Annotated in this window: 19 protein-coding genes and 1 pseudogene; 9 read left to right on the forward strand and 11 right to left on the reverse strand. The window is 71.7% G+C overall.

The genetic code is table 11. The annotated features are described in order from the left end of the window. Nucleotides 1–42: 42 nt before the first annotated feature. Both ITI46_RS24825 and ITI46_RS24830 read right to left on the reverse strand, forming a co-directional pair. Nucleotides 43–705 carry a LysM peptidoglycan-binding domain-containing protein gene (locus ITI46_RS24825; RefSeq protein ID WP_209241961.1) on the reverse strand — a complete coding sequence of 221 codons (663 nt, stop codon included), beginning with the start codon at nucleotides 703–705 and terminating at the stop codon, nucleotides 43–45. Nucleotides 706–872: 167 nt separating this feature from the next. Continuing rightward, nucleotides 873–1,439: a peroxiredoxin gene (locus ITI46_RS24830; RefSeq protein ID WP_307808312.1), complete on the reverse strand. Its 567-nt coding sequence runs from the start codon at nucleotides 1,437–1,439 to the stop codon at nucleotides 873–875. A gap of 335 nt (nucleotides 1,440–1,774) precedes the next feature. Between ITI46_RS24830 and ITI46_RS24835 the strand changes: the two genes are divergently transcribed. From ITI46_RS24835 to ITI46_RS24855, 5 genes are all read left to right on the forward strand, one after another. Then, on the forward strand, nucleotides 1,775–2,536 hold the full coding sequence (locus ITI46_RS24835; RefSeq protein ID WP_209241962.1) for a DeoR/GlpR family DNA-binding transcription regulator: 762 nt from the start codon (nucleotides 1,775–1,777) through the stop codon (nucleotides 2,534–2,536). A gap of 83 nt (nucleotides 2,537–2,619) precedes the next feature. Further along, nucleotides 2,620–4,023: an ABC transporter substrate-binding protein gene (locus tag ITI46_RS24840; RefSeq protein WP_209241963.1), complete on the forward strand. Its 1,404-nt coding sequence runs from the start codon at nucleotides 2,620–2,622 to the stop codon at nucleotides 4,021–4,023. Then, nucleotides 4,020–4,997 carry a carbohydrate ABC transporter permease gene (locus ITI46_RS24845; protein ID WP_209241964.1) on the forward strand — a complete coding sequence of 326 codons (978 nt, stop codon included), beginning with the start codon at nucleotides 4,020–4,022 and terminating at the stop codon, nucleotides 4,995–4,997. The genes ITI46_RS24840 and ITI46_RS24845 overlap by 4 nt, the downstream gene beginning before the upstream one ends. Then, nucleotides 4,994–5,896, forward strand: a complete 903-nt coding sequence (locus ITI46_RS24850; RefSeq protein WP_209241965.1) for a carbohydrate ABC transporter permease — start codon at nucleotides 4,994–4,996, stop codon at nucleotides 5,894–5,896. The genes ITI46_RS24845 and ITI46_RS24850 overlap by 4 nt, the downstream gene beginning before the upstream one ends. Next, nucleotides 5,893–6,882 carry a zinc-dependent alcohol dehydrogenase family protein gene (locus tag ITI46_RS24855; RefSeq protein ID WP_209241966.1) on the forward strand — a complete coding sequence of 330 codons (990 nt, stop codon included), beginning with the start codon at nucleotides 5,893–5,895 and terminating at the stop codon, nucleotides 6,880–6,882. Before ITI46_RS24850 ends, ITI46_RS24855 begins: the two co-directional genes overlap by 4 nt. A 265-nt stretch (nucleotides 6,883–7,147) precedes the next feature. On the opposite strand, the pseudogene ITI46_RS24860 reads toward ITI46_RS24855, so the two are convergent. Further along, nucleotides 7,148–7,611: pseudogene (locus tag ITI46_RS24860) on the reverse strand (ATP-grasp domain-containing protein); the annotation flags it as partial. A gap of 235 nt (nucleotides 7,612–7,846) precedes the next feature. Between ITI46_RS24860 and ITI46_RS24865 the strand changes: the two are divergent. Continuing rightward, nucleotides 7,847–8,083 carry a hypothetical protein gene (locus tag ITI46_RS24865; protein WP_307808313.1) on the forward strand — a complete coding sequence of 79 codons (237 nt, stop codon included), beginning with the start codon at nucleotides 7,847–7,849 and terminating at the stop codon, nucleotides 8,081–8,083. 67 nt (nucleotides 8,084–8,150) lie between these two features. Here ITI46_RS24865 and ITI46_RS24870 read toward each other — a convergent pair whose 3' ends face one another. Continuing rightward, on the reverse strand, nucleotides 8,151–8,603 hold the full coding sequence (locus ITI46_RS24870) for a DUF4345 domain-containing protein (protein ID WP_209241968.1): 453 nt from the start codon (nucleotides 8,601–8,603) through the stop codon (nucleotides 8,151–8,153). 94 nt (nucleotides 8,604–8,697) lie between these two features. Next, the gene (locus ITI46_RS24875) at nucleotides 8,698–9,300 is read right to left on the reverse strand and encodes a TetR/AcrR family transcriptional regulator (RefSeq protein WP_209241969.1); all 603 of its coding nucleotides are present in this window, start codon (nucleotides 9,298–9,300) and stop codon (nucleotides 8,698–8,700) included. An 83-nt stretch (nucleotides 9,301–9,383) separates the two neighbouring features. Here ITI46_RS24875 and ITI46_RS24880 point away from each other — a divergent pair, with 83 nt between their 5' ends. Beyond that, nucleotides 9,384–9,884 (forward strand): SRPBCC family protein, encoded by a 501-nt coding sequence (locus ITI46_RS24880; RefSeq protein WP_209241970.1) that lies wholly within the window; start codon nucleotides 9,384–9,386, stop codon nucleotides 9,882–9,884. A gap of 82 nt (nucleotides 9,885–9,966) precedes the next feature. Here the strand turns inward: ITI46_RS24880 and ITI46_RS24885 are convergent, their stop codons facing one another. After that, complete coding sequence (locus ITI46_RS24885) at nucleotides 9,967–10,809, reverse strand: MOSC domain-containing protein (protein ID WP_209241971.1); 843 nt, start codon at nucleotides 10,807–10,809, stop codon at nucleotides 9,967–9,969. Between the two features lie 143 nt (nucleotides 10,810–10,952). Between ITI46_RS24885 and thiI the strand changes: the two genes are divergently transcribed. Both thiI and ITI46_RS24895 read left to right on the forward strand, forming a co-directional pair. Further along, nucleotides 10,953–12,266, forward strand: coding sequence for a tRNA uracil 4-sulfurtransferase ThiI (gene thiI / locus ITI46_RS24890; RefSeq protein ID WP_372452065.1), 1,314 nt, complete (start codon nucleotides 10,953–10,955; stop codon nucleotides 12,264–12,266). Nucleotides 12,267–12,534: 268 nt separating this feature from the next. After that, nucleotides 12,535–13,947 carry a cytochrome P450 gene (locus ITI46_RS24895; protein WP_209241972.1) on the forward strand — a complete coding sequence of 471 codons (1,413 nt, stop codon included), beginning with the start codon at nucleotides 12,535–12,537 and terminating at the stop codon, nucleotides 13,945–13,947. Between the two features lie 17 nt (nucleotides 13,948–13,964). On the opposite strand, the gene ITI46_RS24900 is transcribed toward ITI46_RS24895, so the two are convergent. From ITI46_RS24900 to ITI46_RS24920, 5 genes are all read right to left on the reverse strand, one after another. Continuing rightward, nucleotides 13,965–14,594: a DUF5709 domain-containing protein gene (locus tag ITI46_RS24900; protein ID WP_209241973.1), complete on the reverse strand. Its 630-nt coding sequence runs from the start codon at nucleotides 14,592–14,594 to the stop codon at nucleotides 13,965–13,967. A gap of 102 nt (nucleotides 14,595–14,696) precedes the next feature. Beyond that, nucleotides 14,697–15,371: an HAD family hydrolase gene (locus ITI46_RS24905; protein WP_209241974.1), complete on the reverse strand. Its 675-nt coding sequence runs from the start codon at nucleotides 15,369–15,371 to the stop codon at nucleotides 14,697–14,699. A gap of 44 nt (nucleotides 15,372–15,415) precedes the next feature. Next, nucleotides 15,416–16,897 (reverse strand): aminotransferase class I/II-fold pyridoxal phosphate-dependent enzyme, encoded by a 1,482-nt coding sequence (locus ITI46_RS24910; RefSeq protein WP_209241975.1) that lies wholly within the window; start codon nucleotides 16,895–16,897, stop codon nucleotides 15,416–15,418. Nucleotides 16,898–17,065: 168 nt separating this feature from the next. After that, the gene (gene ligD / locus ITI46_RS24915) at nucleotides 17,066–18,085 is read right to left on the reverse strand and encodes a non-homologous end-joining DNA ligase (RefSeq protein WP_209241976.1); all 1,020 of its coding nucleotides are present in this window, start codon (nucleotides 18,083–18,085) and stop codon (nucleotides 17,066–17,068) included. Continuing rightward, the gene (locus ITI46_RS24920; protein WP_209241977.1) at nucleotides 18,082–18,702 is read right to left on the reverse strand and encodes a DNA polymerase ligase N-terminal domain-containing protein; all 621 of its coding nucleotides are present in this window, start codon (nucleotides 18,700–18,702) and stop codon (nucleotides 18,082–18,084) included. Before ITI46_RS24920 ends, ligD begins: the two co-directional genes overlap by 4 nt. Between the last annotated feature and the right edge of the window lie 207 nt (nucleotides 18,703–18,909).

Here is an 18,909-nt window from a genome sequence, read left to right on the forward strand (position 1 = left end):
GGAGCGGGACCGGGGACGTGGGTGGGTGTCCCGCGTTGACGGTCAGTACCAGCCGTGCGCGTTGTGGAAGGCGAGTGCCGCCGCCCAGGAGCCGTACCGCTCCTTGACGTAGCGCTCGGCACCGGCGTGCTGTTCGGCGACCGTTCCCCTGCCCCAGGGCTGGTCCGTCTGGAACAGGCCGTAGTACTTGCCGTTCTGTGCGTTCGGGTTGCCGCTGGACTCCCGGCGGATGATCTCCGCCTTTGCGGCGCTCTCCGCCGTGGAGGCGCTCGGGGCCTGGGCCTTGGTGCGGCTCTCGGCCTCCTGCTGTGGCTGGGGAGCCGGTTCCTGCGCCTGCGGTGCCGTTTCCTGCTCGGCGCTGGGCGGGGCCGCGCTGTCCGGGTCCGTCGGGGCGGGCTGGGGTGCGGCCTCCCCGATGGTCAGACGCTGCCCGGGGTAGATCCGGTCGGGATCCGGGAGCTCGTTCTGCTCGGCCAGTTGCTGCCAGTTGGTGCCGTGGTTCCGCGCCACCTCGGAGAGGGTGTCGCCGGACCGCACCTCGTAGGTGGTGGGCGTGGAGCTCGGTGCCGAGCCCTGACGCTGCGGTGCCTCCGTGTGCGTGTGCGTGTCGGCTGACTGCCCCTCCTGCGCGAGCGCGGGTGCGGCCGGAACGGCGACAGCGGCCGCCGTCAGGACGCCGAAGGTGGCGATCTTGGTCTTACGCATCTGAATCAAGTCCTTACCGTCGAGCCCGAAGGCTCTCTGTTGGGGTCAGAGGAAAGCCCGTCAGGGCGGTAGCAAACTCCGTCAGATGCGATACGGGCCGACGATCCGTTCTGCTTTGCCGATCTTTCACTCGTCCAGAGGTACCGGGCGTCCCCGTTGGGCGGTACCTAGCGGGGTGCGGACCGTAGCCAGTCGAGAACTTGTGCGGCGTGCCGGTCCGGAGGGAAGACGGGGTAGAAGACGTGCTCGATTGCGCCGTCCCTGATGATCAGGGTGAGGCGGCGGTAGAACGTCCGCCCGCCGGCGGTGAAAGTGGGCAGGCCGAGGGCTCCGGTGAGGGTCAGCGCGGGGTCGGAGAGCATCGCGAAGGGCAGTCGCAGCCGCTCGACGACCTCGCGTTGATACGGGCTGTCCTGGCTGGACACGCCGAAGACGGCTGCGGCGCCCGCGGCGCGCAGTTCCCCGTGGTGGTCGCGGAAGCCGCAGGCTTCGGGGGTGCAGCCGCGTGCGCCGGGGATGCTGTCCCAGCCGCTGGGCAGGTCGCGGTCCGGGCGGCCGGTGAAGGGGTAGACGTAGAGGACGGTGCGCCCGGGGCCGAGCCGGTCCAGGGCGACCAACAGCCCTCCGGTCTCCGGGAGTTCCAGGTGCGGCAGCCGCATACCTGGCAGGTGGTCGGCCGCACCGTCGTCCTCGGGCACGGGCAGCCCTGCGGGCAGTCGCGTCAGGTCGTCCACATGGTCTCCTTCCCCGCTCTCGGTGCCGTGCTGGTGTCGTGCCCGAACGGTAACCCGCACTCCGCGGGCCGGGGGCCGGCCGCCGCATGACCGTACGGTCCGAAGACGGCAACGGACACCGAACGGGCGAAGACGCGCCCGGAACGGGCGGGCCGCTGCCGCGGGAGGGACCGTAAGAGCTGGTCATACGCGCTTCCCGGCGGCGGGGATACGGGCAGAAGCAGTCATGATCCTCTCGACCGGAAGGCTGGCCGCGCACGCCGGAGCCCGGTACAACTCTCCACACGGGCAGGAACGGGCATGCTCGTGACCGAACGGAGAGAGGCAATGGAGCCATGAGCGCGGCGGAGCGACAGCGGCAGATCGTCGGTACCGCACGGCGGCTGGGCTCCGTCGAGGTGGCTCAGCTGGCCGCGGAACTGGGCGTCGCCAAGGAGACGGTCCGCCGCGATCTGCGGGTGCTGGAGCAGCACGGGCTGCTGCGCCGGACGCACGGCGGCGCCTATCCGGTGGAGAGCGCCGGGTTCGAGACGACGCTCGCGTACCGCACCACCATGCATGTGCCCGAGAAGCGGCGGATCGCCTCGGCGGCCGTGGAGCTGCTCGGGGACGCGGAGACGGTCTTCATCGACGAGGGGTTCACCCCGCAGCTGATCGCCGAGGCGCTGCCGCGGGACCGGCAGCTGACCGTGGTGACGGCATCACTTCCGGTGGCCAGCGTGCTGGCGACGGCCGGGGAGTTCACCGTGCTGCTGCTCGGCGGGCGGGTGCGGGGCGGAACGCTGGCGACGGTCGAGCACTGGACGACGAAGATGCTCGCCGGCTTCGTGATCGATCTGGCCTTCGTCGGCGCCAACGGCATCTCCCGGGAGCACGGGCTGACCACTCCTGATCCGGCAGTCAGCGAGGTCAAGGCGCAGGCGGTGCGAGCCGCTCGGCGGCGGGTCTTCGCGGGGCTGCACACCAAGTTCGGCGCGGTGAGCTTCTGCCGCTTCGCCGAGGTGGGCGACTTCGAGGCGCTGGTCACCTCCTCCGGCCTGCCGGCGCCGGAGGCACACCGCTACGCACTGCGCGGGCCGCAGGTCATCAGGGCCTGACCCGCTCCCCCACCCACTCGGCACGGGCGGCCATGGCGCGCGCCCACGTAGGACCGTAATATCCCGATTCGCCAGGAGTTCATATGCGCTGTCAGAGCAGTCCGCAGGGCCGGATACGCAGCCGACCACGACGGGCCGCGGCGGTCAGGGCGGCCACCGCCGCCGCCACGGCGGGGGCGCTGTGCGCGCTGTCGGCCTGCGCCGGCGCGGGCGCTCTGGGCTCCGGCGGCGACACGATCAACGTCCTGATGGTGAACAACCCGCAGATGCTGGAGCTGCAGAAGCTCACGGCGAAGCACTTCACCAAAGAGACCGGCATCAAGGTCAAGTTCACGGTGCTGCCGGAGAACGACGTCCGCGACAAGATCAGCCAGGACTTCGCCAACCAGGCCGGGCAGTACGACGTGGCGACGCTCAGCAACTACGAGACGCCGATCTTCGCCAAGAACGGCTGGCTGCGCTCGCTGACCCCGTACACACGCAAGGACAAGGGCTTCGACCAGCAGGACATCCTGCCGCCGGTGCGCGAATCGCTCAGCGGCGAGGACGGCCAGGTCTACGCGCAGCCCTTCTACGGAGAGTCGTCCTTCCTGATGTACCGCAAGGACGTCTTCGAGAAGGAGGGGCTGAAGATGCCCAAGCGCCCCACCTGGCCGCAGGTGGCGAAGCTGGCGGCGAAGGCGGACAGCGCCGAGCGCGGTATGAAGGGCATCTGCCTGCGCGGGCTGCCCGGCTGGGGCGAGCTGATCGCCCCGCTGACGACGGTGGTCAACACCTACGGCGGCACCTGGTTCGACAAGGACTGGAACGCACGGCTGAACGACCCCGCGTTCCGCAAGGCGACCAAGTTCTACGTCGACCTGGTGCGCAAGCACGGCGAGGCCGGCGCGGCCCAGTCCGGCTACGCCGAGTGCCTCAACAACATGACCCAGGGCAAGACCGCCATGTGGTATGACGCGACGGCGGGCGCCGGCTCCCTGGAGACCGCGAAGTCGAAGGTCAAGGGGAAGATCGGCTACGTTCCCGCGCCGGTCGTCCGCACCAAGAGCTCGGGCTGGCTCTACTCCTGGGCCTGGGGCCTGCAGAAGGCGAGCCGCAATCCGGACAAGGCGTGGAAGTTCATCTCCTGGGCCTCCAGCAAGGAGTACGAGAAGCTGGTCGGCAAGGAGTTCGGCTGGGCCAACGTCCCGGCGGGCAAGCGGGCCTCGACATACGAGCTGCCCGAGTACAAGAAGGCCGCCGGCGCCTTCGGCGAAGTCACCCGCAAGGCCATCACCGAGGCCGAGCCCAGGAACCCGGGCGTGCAGCAGCGCCCCACGATCGGCATCCAGTTCGTGGACATCCCCGAATTCTCCGACCTCGGCACCAAGGTCTCGCACGAGATCAGCGCCGCCATCGCGGGCCGCCAGTCGGTGGACAAGGCGCTCCAGAAGGCCCAGGAGCTGGCGCAGGAGGTCTCCGACGACTACGAGGGGCGAGGCCGATGAGCACTCCCACCACCACACCGGCGCCGGGCGCGCACGACGAGGAGCGCGGCACCAGAGCCCGTGCGGCTGCTCCCGCACCCAAAGGGCCGTCGAACCGGCTGCGGGGCTGGGTCACCCGCGCACCGCTGCTGCCCGCGCTGGTCTTCATGATCGTCGTCACTCAGCTGCCGTTCGTGGCCACGCTGGTGGTCTCGTTCTTCGACTGGAACGCGCTCTACCCCGAAGCGCGCTCCTTCGGCGGCTTCGAGAACTACCAGGAGGTGCTCGGCGACGCGGAGCTGCGCGACTCGGTGCTGACGACCGCGGTGCTGACCGCCGTCGTCGTACTGGCCAGCCTGGTTCTCGGGCTGGGTCTTGCCCTGCTGCTCGACCGCAGCTTCCGCGGCCGCGGACTGGTGCGCACACTGCTGATCGCACCGTTCCTGCTGGTGCCGGTGGCCGCCGCGCTGCTGTGGAAGCACGTGCTCTTCAACCCCGAGTACGGACTGCTCAACGGGGTGCTCAGCTGGCTGCTCGGCGATGGAGCGCCGCAGCCGGACTGGGTGTCCGACATGCCGCTGGCCGCCGTTGAGGTGGCGCTGATCTGGCAGTGGACGCCGTTCATGATGCTGATCCTGCTCGCCGGACTGCAGAGCCGTCCCGCTGACGCCATCGAGGCGGCGCGGATCGACGGGGCGGGGGCCTGGCAGATCTTCCGCTATCTGACGCTGCCGCATCTGCGCCGCTATCTGGAGCTCGGAGCGCTGCTGGGGTCGATCTACATCGTGCAGAACTTCGACGCCGTCTTCACCATCACCTCCGGCGGTCTCGGCACCGCCAACCTGCCGTACACCATCTACCAGACCTTCTACCAGGGCCATGAGTACGGCGTGGCCTCGGCCGCCGGCGTCCTCGTCGTCATCGGCTCCCTGATCATCGCGACCCTCGCGCTGCGGGTGGTCTCGTCCCTGTTCCGCGAGGAGGTCCGCGCATGAGCGCCCTGACCGCAGGCGCACCGAAGGCGGCACCGTCCGCAGCGCCGCCGAAGCCTTCGGCCGCCGCGCCGAGAAGTGTCCGCAGGAAGAACGCAGCGCTGGGCCTGGCGGCCTGGGTGTGCGGACTGCTGTTCGTGCTGCCGATCCTGTGGATGGTGCTCACCTCGCTCCACTCGGAGTCGGATGCCGCCACCAACCCGCCCTCGCTCGCCGCTCCGCTGACGCTGGACGGCTACCGGGAGTTCTTCGGCGCGGGCGGCGGCGCCGGGCCGTGGCCCGCGCTGGCCAACTCCCTGATGGCGTCGGTCTTCTCCACCCTGCTGGTGCTGGTACTGGCGCTGCCGGCCGCGTACGCGCTGTCCATCCGGCCGGTACGCAAGTGGACCGACGTGCTGTTCTTCTTCCTGTCGACGAAGATGCTGCCGATCGTCGCCGGGCTGTTGCCGATCTACCTGTTCGCGAAGAACACCGGGTTCCTCGACAACATCTGGCTGCTGGTCCTCCTCTACACCTCGATGAACCTGCCGATCGCGGTGTGGATGATGCAGTCCTTCCTCGCCGAGGTGCCCACCGCGCTGATCGAGGCCGCGCAGATGGACGGGGCGCGGCTGCCCACCGTCCTCACCCGGGTCGTGGCGCCGGTCGCCGCACCCGGTATCGCCGCCACCGCACTGATCTGCTTCATCTTCTCGTGGAACGAGATGCTGTTCGCGCGGGTGCTGACGGGGGTCGTGGCGCAGACCGCGCCCGTCTTCCTGACCACCTTCATCACCAGCCAGGGGCTCTTCCTGGCCAAGGTGTGCGCCGCCTCTCTCGTGATCTCCCTCCCGGTGCTCGCCGCGGGGTTCGCCGCCCAGGACAAGCTGGTCCAGGGCCTGTCGCTAGGAGCTGTCAAATGAAGGCCGCACTCGTCGAGTCCGTGGGCACGGTGTCCCTGACGGAGGTTCCCGACCCGGCCCCCGGGCCCCGCGAGGTGGTGGTGAAGGTGTCGGCCTGCGGGCTGTGCGGCACCGATCTGCACATACTCCAGGGCGAGTTCGCCCCCTCGCTGCCGCTGATCCCCGGACACGAGTTCGCCGGTGAGGTGGTGGCGCTGGGCAGCGAGGTGACCGAGCTCACCGAGGGCGACCAGGTGGCCGTCGACCCGTCGCTGTACTGCTACGAGTGCCGCTACTGCCGCCGCGGCCACAACAACCTGTGCGACCGGTGGGCGGCGATCGGCGTGTCCCGCGCCGGCGGCGCCGCCGAGTACGCGGTCGCGCCCGTCGCCAACTGCGTACGGCTGCCCGAGCACGTACGCACCCAGGACGCCGCGCTCATCGAGCCGCTGTCCTGCGCGGTACGCGGCTACGACGTGCTCAAGAGCCAGCTCGGCTCCCACGTGCTGATCTACGGCTCCGGGACGATGGGGCTGATGATGCTGGAGCTGGCCAAGCGGACGGGTGCGGCCGGCGTTGACGTGCTCGACCTCAACCCGGACCGGCTGGCCACCGCCCGCAGCCTGGGGTGCAGCGGCGCCGCGGCCACCGCGGAGGAGCTCGACCGGCCCGAGGGGTGGGACCTGGTGGTCGATGCGACGGGCAACGCGGCCGCCATCCAGGACGGTCTGAGCCGGGTCGCCAAGGCGGGCACCTTCTTGCAGTTCGGCGTCTCCGACTATGCGACGCGGGCCACGATCGAGCCGTACCGCATCTACAACCAGGAGATCACCATCACCGGGTCCATGGCCGTGCTGCACAGCTATGAGCGGGCCGCCGAGCTGTTCGCGGGCGGCATTCTCGATCCGGAGGTGTTCATCTCGGACCGCATGCCGCTCGCCTCCTACCCGGAGGCGCTGGGGCGCTTCGCGGAGGGCAAGGGCCGCAAGATTGTGGTGGTCCCGTGAGGGTGTGAGGGCTTCCGGGGAGGGGCTGCCCCTTTCTGCGCGCTGCGGGGCGCCCCCTCACAGGAAGTCGCGGGGGTACCGAGCGTGGTCGTGGTGAGCGGTGGGGCGCCCTCCGGTTCGCCGAACGGCCCGCGCGGTGTCTCTCCCTCCTCCCGCGGGCTGCGCACCGGCAGGGTGAGTGTGCTGGTGTGCTCGTACACGCTCAGCAGCGAGGGCCTGGGCGGCGGCCGGGCCAGCGGCCAGTACGAGGTGGCCAGGGACAGCCGACGGCCGAGCGGAACTCCTCCAGGTCGGCCACTCCGTAGGCCAGTTCCGACGAGTAGGACAGCGCCGGCTTGACCCACATGGGGAAGCGCACCCCCTCCGGCGGCTCGGGGCGTGCGGCCACCAGATCCACGCGGCCGCACCTCGGCACCTGTCGATGGCCTTCTGCTGCTCGAGCCTGCTCCAGCATTTGTGCTCGCACTTGACCACCGAGTCCAGGCTGGTGCTGCGCGTGCCGTACTGCCCGGCCAGTAGCGGGACCATGGTGCTGACCGGGAAGTCCCAGTAGCCGACGATGGCGTCGATGCTGCCGTCGAAGGAGTCGAGGACGCCGCGCGCCCGGTCCAGCAGCTCGGGCACCGAGATGCCGTCCCCTTGCAGCTCTTCGGGGGCCAGTAGCGGATGGAAGCTGTAGTGCGCCGCGTCGGGTACCGCCTCCAGCGTGGTGCGGTTGGCGTCGTCCATGCCCTGGACGAAGATGTTCTCCTTCTCCCGGACGCTCTTCTCCCGGGTGTTCTCCTTTTCCCGCGCGGCCGCCTTGTCCGTGGCGTCGGCAGCCGGGGCCGGGTTGCCGGACGGCCGAGCGGAGAAACGTGCGCGCCAGGCCGGGTGGCGTCTCGTTGCCGATCCTCAGCTTGATCGTTGGAGCCAGTGCGTATCCGGAACATCAGGTTCCGGAGCGCGGAGAGGAAAGGAGAACGTGTTGTCACTCAAGAGCATCGCGCTGGCAGCGGCCGTTGCGCTGAGCAGCGCGCTGTTGGCGACCGGGCAGGCCACCGCCACGTCCCACACCCAGGTGCGGGCCGCCAAGCCGCCCTTCCCGTACGCCGACTGCATCAGGGAGGTGAAGAAGCAGCACAAGGCCAGTGACCGGCGGGCCAAGCAGGTGTGCGATCAGCTGGTGGAGAAGGGGTGGATCAAGCCACCGAACGCCTGATCCCGCCGAAGAAGCCCCTGTCGGACCGCACATGTGCCGTCCGACGGGGGCTTCGGCTCGTTTCCGGTCAGCGGTCAGCCGTTCGTGCCTCCGGGACCTGTCGGGCGCGGGCCGCTCCGGCGACCGCGGCCTGCCAGGCCAGCAGGCCGGGGACGGCAACGAGTTCGAGGCCGAGCGCCGCGACCATCGTCGGGTACGGGCGGCCCGCCCGGCGCCAGGAGATCACCCGCCCGATCCCCCCGGCGAAGACGGTGCCCAGCGCGAGGCGCAGCACAGTGCCACGCTGTTCCACACGGGGCAGCGAGGACCAGATGACCGGCGCCGCTGCCAGCCAGAAGGCGTTGACGAAGCGGTACTCGCTGTCGAGGGTCGCGCTGACCTGGCCGCTCTGTCCTGGCAGCGCCGACGGCCCGGCGAGCATCCCGGCCGTGCCGGACGCGAACGGGATCGCGGCGAGGGTGCCGAGCGTGAGCTGAAGGGCCCGCCGTCCGCGGTCGCCCTGCGGTGAGTGAGGTGCCATGGCCCCATGGTCGCGCACCCCGTGGCCGGTCCGCCTTCTTCCTCCGGCCATGGCCGCCGTTCCCTGCCATGGCCGCCGGTCCCGCGCCGGTGGTTCACGCGCGGTGTCCCGGCAGGGTGTCGAGGAGGGCTGCCGCGCAGTCTTCGACGAGGTTCTCGGCGTGGCCGGGGAGGGTGCCGCCGTCCCGCAGGTGGCGGCGGACGAGGGAGAGCGGAAGGTCGATCAGGGCGAGGGTGAGGCGTTCGACGTCCTCGGCGCTGTGTGCGCCCAGCGCCGAGGTCAGGGAGCCGAGCGCGGCGAAGAGCCGCCGGTTGCCCCGGTCGGCGCGTGCGCGGTGTTCGTCCGACCAGTCAGCGCGCCCGAAGTCGCCAGGGCTGCACAGCAGAACCGCCGCCTCGTCGGGATGGGCACGGCACCAGGCGACCACGTGCCGGGTGGCGGCGCAGGCTGCCTGCCGCATGTCGTCGTGCGCCGAGAGAGCACGGAGATAGCCCTCCTGGAAACGTTCGACAGTACGCAGCCACACCTCGGCCAGCAGCGCGTTCCGTCCGGCGAAGCGGTGGTAGAGGGAGCCGCTCGGCGCGCCCGCCTCCTTGGCGACGGCAGCCATGGTCACGCCTGCCGGGCCGGCTGCGGCGGCCAGCCGGACGGCGGCGTCGAGGAGTTGGTCGGTATCGAATCGGGGTGGCCTCGCCATGGTCGGGAGGGTAGCCTGCGGATTATTAGAGAGATCTCTCTAAAACGGTGGGAGCCTGCTCCGCGCATCCTCATGGAGGTCCGATGGACGTCTGCAACGTGCACGAACGGTGCCTGTCCGCACCGCCTGGCCGGGTCGGCGCCCTGCTCGACTCGCTGGCCGGCGAGGACGACCGGCTGTGGCCGCACGGCTGGCCTCCGATGGCGTTCGACCGCCCGCTGGGGGAAGGCGCCACGGGCGGCCACGGCCCGGTGCGCTACAAGGTCGTCGCGTACGTTCCCGGCACCTGGGTGCGCTTCGCCTTCGCTGCTCCCCGTGGCTTCGACGGCTTCCACGAGTACGCGGTTCTCACGGCCGACGACGGGCGCACGCTGCTGCGGCACACGCTGGCCATGCGGGCGCGCGGCGCCGCCCGCTTCAGCTGGCGGCTGTTCTGGGGCCCGCTGCACGATGCCTGTCTGGAGGACAGTCTGGACCGCGCGGAGCTTGGCTGCGGGGGTGAGGTGGCTCGCCCCGCGCGGCACGGCTGGTATGTACGGGCCCTGCTACGGATCGCTGCCCGCGGGGGGGCGGCGGAGCGGTGAGGGGACTGCCGGCTGACGGTTGCCCCCTGCCGGGCACTGATGGTTGCCCCCATGCCGGGCAAGCGAGATCGGACGGGCAAGCCTACGCAGGCTCGCGGTCCGCCCAGGTGGTGACGTCCACCTTGTCGCCGACCGCGAGCGCCCCGGGCCGCACGACGGAGAACTTGGCCCCGAAGGTGACGCCGCCCGCCGGGGAGCGGCGGTAGGTGGCCAGGGTGCGCAGCGGTTCAGGGCCCGCCTTGTTGCCGGTGCCCGGCTCGACCAGGGTGACGGCACAGCGGACCGCGAGCTTGGCGAAGCCCAGTTCGGCGTCGCCTGCCCGCAGCAGGCGCGCCCCGTCCTCGGCGTGCGGCTCCGCATCCCAGCCGTCCACCACGATGTTGGGGCGGAACCGGGCCATCGGCAGCGGCGCCGCGCCCCGTTCGGCGAGCCGGGCGTTGAGGGCGTCCAGGGTGGCACGGGAGACGAGGTGGACGGCCGAGCTGTCCGCGTAGGCGGAGGTGCCGGGGGTGAGACCGTCGGTCACCCTGCCGTTCTCCGGCGGAACCCGCACCAGTCTGCTGGGGACACCGAGCACTTCCGTCAGCCACTCGGCGGCGTCCGCGCCCTGGTCGATGCCGCGCAGCGGCCGGCCGAGCATGTCCACCTCCCGCCGCTCCCCCGCGAGCTCCACGTCGACGTGCAACGCCTCGACGCCGGGCGCGCGCAGCGTCAGCCGCTCGCCGTCCGGCCCCGTCGCGCTCACCTCGGGCCGTATGGCGGCGAGCTTCGGGTCCCGCCGCTGAGTACGCCCCACGCCCTGCGGCGAGATCACCATGAATGCGCGGTCGTGGGTGAGCCCGGCGGGCTGTACGGCCGCGCTCGTGGTGGTGACGGCCGCGCAGCCCTTGACGGGGTAGTGGGCCAGCTCGACGACCTCGGCCATGTGTTGCTCCTTCGGTTGCCCGTGCGTACGTTCCGTCGATTATGTGCGGTCCGCCCGGTCCCGCTACTTGCCGCGAGGAGTGGTGGACGGGCGGCCACGACGGGTGCCCGGTCGCATAGCCTGGTGCTCAGGAGGAGAGTTCTGTGACCGACTCAGGACCCAGCCCCCTCCCCAGGGGGCGCGCCGAGGGCGACGCGCGCCCGCGCCCGGCCGCGGCGGAGCAGGTGCGCGAGTGCGTCCTGCTCAAGCACGGCGAGGTCTTTCTGCGCGGCCGCAACCGCGCCCGCTTCGAGGAGCTGCTGCACCACAACCTGCGGGACGCGCTCCGCACGCTCCCCGGCCGGACGTGGGTCGAGAAGGGCCGCAGCGTCACGCTGGTCGGCGGCGAACCCCCGCTGGAGGAACTGGTCGCCTGCGCAGGCCGCGTGATCGGGTTCAGCCTGGTGCAGCCTGCCGTGCGCATCCCCAGCACTGTCGAGGACATCGGCGCCCACGCGGTGCGTGCCCTGTGCCGGGTGCGGGAGGAGCGCGGCGGCCGGGAGCTCAGTTTCTCCGTTCGGCCCAAGCGGCGGGACAAGTCCTTCCCGCTCACCTCCTCCGAGCTGGCCGTCGCCGTCGGGGAGCGGGTGCGGCTGGAGACCGGGGCGCGGGTCGATCTCACCGCGCCGGACGTCGAACTGGCGGTGGAGGTGGACCGGCACGCCAGCTATCTGTCCTGGAGCCGGATGCCCGGCCGGGGCGGGCTGCCGGTGGGCTCCAGCGGCCGGGCGCTGGCCCTGCTGTCCGGCGGCTACGACTCGCCGGTCGCCGCCTACCGGGCCATGCGCCGCGGACTGGCCTGCGACTTCGTGCACTTCACCGGCGCTCCGTACACCAACGCCTCCTCCGTCTACAAGGCGTACGCACTCGCCCGCGAACTCAACCGCTTCCAGCCGGACCGCGCCCTGTGGGTCGTCCCGCTGGGCAAGGCCCAGAAGCAGCTCGCGATCGTGGGGGCCGGGCGGCTCCAGGTCGTCGCCCAGCGCAGGCTGATGGCGCGGACGGCGAGCGCGCTCGCCCAGCGGCTGGGCGCCGAGTCGCTGGTGACCGGGGACAGTCTGGGGCAGGTGGCCAGCCAGACGGTGGCCAACATGGCGGCCGTGGACGAGGCGGCCTCGGTGCCGCTGCTGCGTCCGCTGCTGGGCTGGGAGAAGCAGGAGATCATCGACGAGGCGCGGGCGCTGGGCACCGCGGAGGTCTCGGTACTGCCCGACGAGGACTGCTGTTCCCTGCTGGCCCCCCGCCAGGTCAGTACCCGGGCCCGGGTCCCGGACCTGCAGCGGGTGGAGCGCCGTCTGGAGCTGGACGAACTGGTCGAGGAACTGCTGGCTGGTGCGTGGTCGATGGAACCCGGTACGGGTCCGGAGGCGACGGGCGTCGCCTCCGGGCGGAAAGCCGTTGTGGCGCCGCGGGCTTGATGTGATTCCCGGGGACGGGGTGCCCCTTTCCGTTGTTGCCGGACTGCGGGTAAGTGGTTGCTTGGCGCGGCCCCCGCGCCGACACAACTCTCCAGGGGGTCGACCGTCTGGATGAGAACCGGCCACAACCCGGCCAGTACGACGGCAGACGGCGTCCTCAGCGCGTCGTTTCGTCCCATTACCTATGGGTACCGCGACGCTCTTGGAACGACGCACCCGACAGCGCGGCCGGAAGATCTCCGGGCCGAGCGGAGTGAGCGGAGTGAGCATGCGGACGACCGGCAGCAGCACGGAAGCGCCCCGGAAACCGGCAGCAACGAGCCCGGCCAGGACGGCGGACCGGGCCGGGACCATGCCCGCACTCGGTGCCCGGGAGGCGGCGGGTGTGGTGGGGGACGTACTGCTGCCGGTGCTGGCCGGCGGCGTCATCGTCCGCAGGCCGCGGGCGATGTCGCTGGTGGAGCGCACCGGCTGGGACCGGCGCGGCGTCGAGCGGATGCGCGCCCTTCGCGAACGGTACGGCCCGGGGCCGCTCCCGCTGACGGTGCGCGGCCGGGCCTACGCGGTGGTGCTCGACCCCGAGGACGCGCGGCGGGTCCTGCTGGAGACGCCGGAGCCCTTCAGCCCGGCGACGCTGGAGAAACGGAGCTCGCTGGCGCAGTTCCAGCCACACGGGGTGCTCATCTCCGGCGGCGGGGAGCGGGCCCGGCGCCGGGAGTTCGTGGAGCAGGTGCTGGAGACCCCCCGGCCGCTGCACGAGACGGCCGGGCGGCTGACCGCGGTCGTACGCGAGGAAGCCGGGCTCCTGCTGGAGGGGGCCGAGCGGTCCGGGCAACTGCGGTGGGAGGAGTTCGACGCGGCCTGGTGGCGCATCGTGCGGCGCGTCGTCCTGGGTGACGCAGCACGCGACGACACCGCCCTGACCGCGCAGCTGGGCGCGCTGCGCTCGGCCGCCAACTGGTCACTGGCCGGCCCGCGCCGCAGGCGGCTGCGGAGCGCTTTCCTCTCCCGCGTACGGTCCTACGTCGCGCAGGCGGAGCCCGGCAGCCTCGCGGAGCGGGTCGCGCGGACCCCCGCGCCGACGGGCACCGACCGGGCGGGCCAGATCCCGCACTGGCTGTTCGCCTACGACGCGGCGGGCATGGCGACCATGCGGGCGCTGGCGCTGCTGGCCACCCATCCGCAGTCCGCCGGACAGGCGCACCAGGAAGCGACGGCCGGCGACCCGGACGCCCCACGCGAGCTGCCGTTCCTGCGCGGCTGCGCGCTGGAGTCCGTACGGCTGTGGCCGACCACGCCGCTCATCCTGCGCGAGAGCACCGCCGAGACCAGCTGGGCGGGCGGCACGCTGCCCGCCGGAACCGTCTTCGCCCTCTACACGCCCTATCTGCACCGCGCCGAGCCCGCCGCGCCCTACGGGGACGCCTTCGCGCCCGGGCAGTGGACCGAGGAGACAGGACGGGAAGCGCGGACCAACCCGGCGCTGGTGCCCTTCAGTTCGGGCCCCGCCGGATGCCCCGGCGAGAACCTGGTCCTGCTCACCGTCAGCACCCTGCTGGCCGCCCTCCTGGAGCGCCACACCTACTCCCTCGCCTCCCACCCCCAACTACGCGCCTCAGCCCCGGTGCCCGCGACTCTGGACCACTTCGCACTGCGGTTCCGGGTGGACGCCGGGTGTTGAGGGGCAGCCGCCAACGGCTAGCCCTCGCCGCCCGCAACCTCCTCCTCGTCCACCTCATGCAGCGCCTGCTCCTCCGGTGAGAGCCCCGCACCGTCACCGACCTCACGCCCATAAACGTCCTGCCGACGCGGAGGCACAGCCTCCGGATCCGCGCTGATCACTCCGGCCTGCTCATCGGGCAGGCCGGAGACCGCCTGCCGCTCGCTCTCCTCCGGCTGCTCCTCGGCGAGACGCTCATCCAGCGTCTCGCCCTCCCGCATTTCGGCCGGCGTAGGTGCCGATCGCGTGACGGCGGTCGGGGTGTCGCCCGGCACCGACTCCTGCTGCGGATCGCTCGACCGCTGCTGCATGGGAGCGCCGTCCTGCAGATCGGGGATGCCCTGGTCCTCGGGCTCGGCGCCCGGGTCGGCGGGTTCCGCGTGCTCCTGGTCCGACTCCGCCTGCGGGGTCAGGAATGTGCTGCTCCCGCCGCCGCTGTCCTCTGAGCTCACCCTGGGCGGCGGGTCGGACTCCACGGGTGGCTGCCACTGGCCGCGCTCCAGGCGCTCGCCCGGTTGCCGGCCCTCGACGGGGCCTGCCTGCATCTCGGCGGCGTCCTCGGTGGTGACGTTCTCCTCAGCGGGGATGTCCCTGCCGTCTCCCGACATGGTGGCCTCCTCTCGTGCGGATACTCCGGGTACCCGTCCGGTACCCGGGCTACGCGACCGCGGCGCAGGTCAGGACGTGCCCGCGGCCCCACGGTCCACCGCTCAGGTCTCCCGCTCCATCCGGGCGTATGCGCTCTCGTCCAGCCTGGTGAGCAGACCGGCGGGGCCCTCGTAGATCTCCTGGGCGCCCGCCTCCGTCAGATCGGCCCGCGGGATGCCGCCGGAGAGGACCCCCAGCGCGGTGACCCCGGCGCGGGAGGCGGCGCGCATGTCCCATACCGAGTCGCCCAGGAACACCGTCTGCTCACGCGCCGCCCCCGTCAGTTCCCTGGCCTGCTCCACCGGGTCGGGCGCCGGCTTGCCCTCCGCGACGTCCGAGGCACTGGCGATGTGGGCGATGACCTCGTCGGCGTCCAGCGCACGGCGCGCCGCTGCCAGCTCGCCGCCCACCGCGGAGGTGACCAGCACGAGGGTCCAGCCGCGGTCGTACAGCGCGTGCAGCAGTTCGCGGGCACCCTCCAGCGCGCCGAGCCGCTCGTGGCAGGTGGCGAAGAGGGTCTTGTGGGCCGCGTTGATCGACTCGTCCCCGCCCCGGTCCCTGGACTCGCCCAGCACATGGTCGAGCAGATCGCTGCCGCCGAGCCCGATGGCCCGGTGCAGGGCCGCTGTGGGCACCTTGTGTCCGGCCTGGCGCAGCGCTTCCCACCAGGCGTGTGCGTGGAGGTAGGTGGTGTCGGTGAGGGTGCCGTCGACATCGAAGAGCGCGGCGCGGGGCATGGCGGCTCCTTGGTCAGAGGTACTGGGAGGCGACCGGAAGTCCGTCAGAGAGCTGTCGGGTGGCCGTCGGTGAGCACGCGGACCGTGCCGAGGTCGGGCGCGGCGGCGTCGGGCAGGTTCATTCCGGCCTCCACGCCGCTGCGCAGATAGTCCAGGACGGTCCTGGTCAGCCGCTCGCCGGGCAGCACGGTGGGGATGCCCGGCGGGTAGGGGGTGACCATCTCGGCGGCGATCCGGCCCTCCGCCTGGTCCGCGGGGACGTCCTCGATCGTGCCGAAATACGCGTCGCGCGGCAGGCACGCCTGCTCCATCCGCAGGTCGGACGGCGCGTCGAGGCGGACCCGGGGTGCCTCGGGCAGCTCGTCGGCGCACCGGGTCAGCTCGCGCAGTGCGTCGAGCAGCTTTCCGGTGGTGTGCCGGTCGTCGGCGTGGGTGAGCTGGGTGTTGATCCTGCGGTGGTCGCTGATGTGGACATCGAGGTGCTGGTGCTCGCGCAGCCAGTCGGCGGCCTGGTAGCCGTTGACCGGCAGCTCATGCAGGTCGATGACGACCGGCAGCGGGTCCAGGTCGGCCGCCTTGCCCTCGCCGACGAAGTCGGCGCGGTCGTTGACGTGCAGCCCGTCCAGGGCCTCCAGCCTTCCCCGTACGTCCGCGGCGAGGCCGAGCGCGTGGGAGAGCAGCCGCCGGCCGTGCTGGACCATCTGGCGGCGCCAGCCGTCCAGACCGGCGTAGATCAGCACGTTGGGGCTGGTGGTGCCCAGCAGGTCGGCACGCTGTGCCAGCAGCACCGGGTCGATGTGGTCGCCCTGCAGATGGAAGACGGAGCCCTGTTCCAGTCCGCTGCCCATCTTGTGGATGCTGGTCACACAGACGTCGGCGCCCGCGTCCATCGCCCAGGCGGGCAGGTCCGGGTGGAAGGGCAGATGGGCGCCCCACGCCTCGTCCACGATCAGCGGCCGTCCTCTGCGGTGGCAGACTTCCGCGACGGCGTACAGATCGGCGCAGGTGCCGTACGGGGTGGGGCTGGTGACCAGGGCGCCGCGGGCCTCCGGGTGCTTCTCGAAGGCGGCCTCGAACGCGGCGGCCGAGGGTGCGTGCGCCAGCAGCCGCTTCTCGTCCCACTGCGGCTCCACCCACGCCGGGTGGATGCCCGACAGCAGCAGCCCGGATATCACGGACTTGTGCGCGTCCCTGCCGACCAGCAGCTTCTCGTGCGGACCTGCCACCGCGAGCATGGCCGCCTTCACGGACAGCGAGCTGCCGCAGGTGGAGAAGAACGTGTGCTCGGCGTGGACGGCTTCGGCCATCAGCTGCTCGGCCTTGACCAGCACCGCGCCGCGGTTGCGCCGGTCGTCGAGCCCGCCCGAGGCCAGCACGTCGCCGTGGAAGACGGCGTCGCCCAGCACCGCGCGCACCCGGGGATCAGCGCCCCGCGCCCGCTTGTGTCCCGGCGGGGTGAACGGCAGCTGCCCCGCCGCCTGGTACCTGGCCAGAGCCTCCAGTATCGGTGCGGCGTTGTGATCCATACGGCACGAGTGCCCTCTCCCACGAAACAGAACCGGCGCCCCGTCAGAGGCACGGGGAGACCGCCCCGCCAGGGGCGCGGGGAACTGCGCGAGCAACCTGGGGGTACCCCCTGCTCGCAGAGCTTGGGGGAGCACCCGCAGCCTGCGGAATCGCGCAAGGGGCACCCCCTAAGGGCGTTCGCGGGGCACCTCTCGCACGACGTCCTCCGCCCTCTTGTCGTCGCGCAGGCCGAGAAAACGGGGATGCCGCAGCATGCCGTCGCGGGTCCACTCGGTGAAGCCGATCTGCGCCACCAGCCGGGGCTCCACCCAGTGGGCGCCGCGCTCCCTGACCGGGTCGGCGAACGGGGAGCGGGCCACCTCCAGCTCGTCCAGGCCGTGGCGCAGCGCGAGCAGCGTGGCGTGGTCGTAGCCGGTGCCGACCTTGCCCGCGTAGCGGAGCCTGCCGCCCTCGTAGTAGCCGAGCAGCAGCGCACCGAAGCCCACTCGCGTCCCGGCGGGCTCGGTGAAGCCACCGATGACCAGTTCCTGGCCGCTTGCGCACTTGAGCTTGAGCCAGTCGGACGACCGGCGCGGCAGATAGCGGCCGTCGGCGCGCTTGGCGATCAGCCCCTCCCAGCCGTGTGCGCACGCCTCGTCCAGCAGCTGCTGACCGCCCTCGTTGCGGTGGGTGGTGAAGCGCAGCGGCGCACGGAAGTCCAGGGCCCTGCGCAGCAGGGACTTGCGAGTGCGCAGCGGCAGCCGGGTCAGGTCCATGCCGTCGAGCCGCAGCAGGTCGAACACGTAGTAGGTGATGGCCACCCGGCTGGCTCTGGCCTGTCGTTCGGTGCTGAGCTGCATGCGCTGCTGGAGACGGGCGAAGTCGGTGCGGCCGTGTGCGAAGGCGACGATCTCGCCGTCGACGGTGAAGTCGGCGCGGCTCTGTACGGCGAGCGCGTCGACGATCTCGGGGTACGTCTCGTTCACGCGCCGTCCGGTGCGGGACAGCAGCCGCTCGTGGCCGTCCTCGCGTACGGCGAGCGCCCGCACCCCGTCGAGTTTGCGTTCGAAGATCCAGCCGCCGGCGGAGAAGTCGCGTCTGTCGCTGAGCTCGGCGCGCATCGGCTTCTCTGCCAGCGCCGCACCCGGCGGGGCTCTGCGCAGCAGCGCGCGCTCGTCGGTCGGCAGGGTGTCGAGCAGACCGCTCATGAGCGGCCGCCCTCGCGGGTCCACTCCTCGGTCGCCTCCTCGGCGACCTGTTTGAGGGTGCGGTCGCTGCGGGCCGAGCGGACGCGCCACGGGTCGGGGGTGCCGCGCGGGGAGGCGTGGCTGTCGTTCTTCTTGACCAGCAGCCATGCCTCGCGTTCGCCGTCGTCGCCCCTGCGGAAGCGGGAGAGGGCCCAGTCGCCGCGCAGCTTGCCGCCGTGCATCCGGAAGGAGATGTGGCCCTTCTCCAGCGCCTTGCCGAAGTCGTGGGAGAGCGGTTCGTAGGTGCCCTCGTCCCACACGATGACGGGCCCTGCCCCGTACTCGCCCTTGGGGATGACGCCCTCGAAGGTGCGGTATTCGAGCGGGTGGTCCTCGACCGGCATGGCCAGCCGTTTGTCGTGCGGATCGGTCGAGGGCCCCTTGGGCACCGACCACGACTTGAGGACGCCGTCCCACTCCAGCCGGAAGTCGAAGTGCAGGCTGGTCGCGTCGTGGATCTGCACCACGTAGTGCGGCTGGTCGCTGCGCTCCGCGCGCTCGCCCTTGGGTTCAGCGGTCCGCTCGAAGCGCCGCTTGCCGCGGTACGCCTTCAGGGTGTCGTCATCGTCGTCACTCACGCCTCGTCCTCACGTTCCGTGCGCGTGTGCACAGGCCGCCCCTGTGCGCTCAGTGCGCTCTTCGCATGCCCCGCGTTCCCACTGGCGCGCGGGCCACACGCTGGCGCGCGGGCCACACGGGCTCGGGCCGGAGCGGTGCGGCGGCCGTGACGGGAGGGCGGGTCAGTGTGCGGGGCTCAGCTGGGAGGACCAGGGGATCAGCGGGAG

It is taken from the genome of Streptomyces oryzae, from assembly GCF_017676365.1.
GTDB lineage: Bacteria > Actinomycetota > Actinomycetes > Streptomycetales > Streptomycetaceae > Streptomyces > Streptomyces oryzae.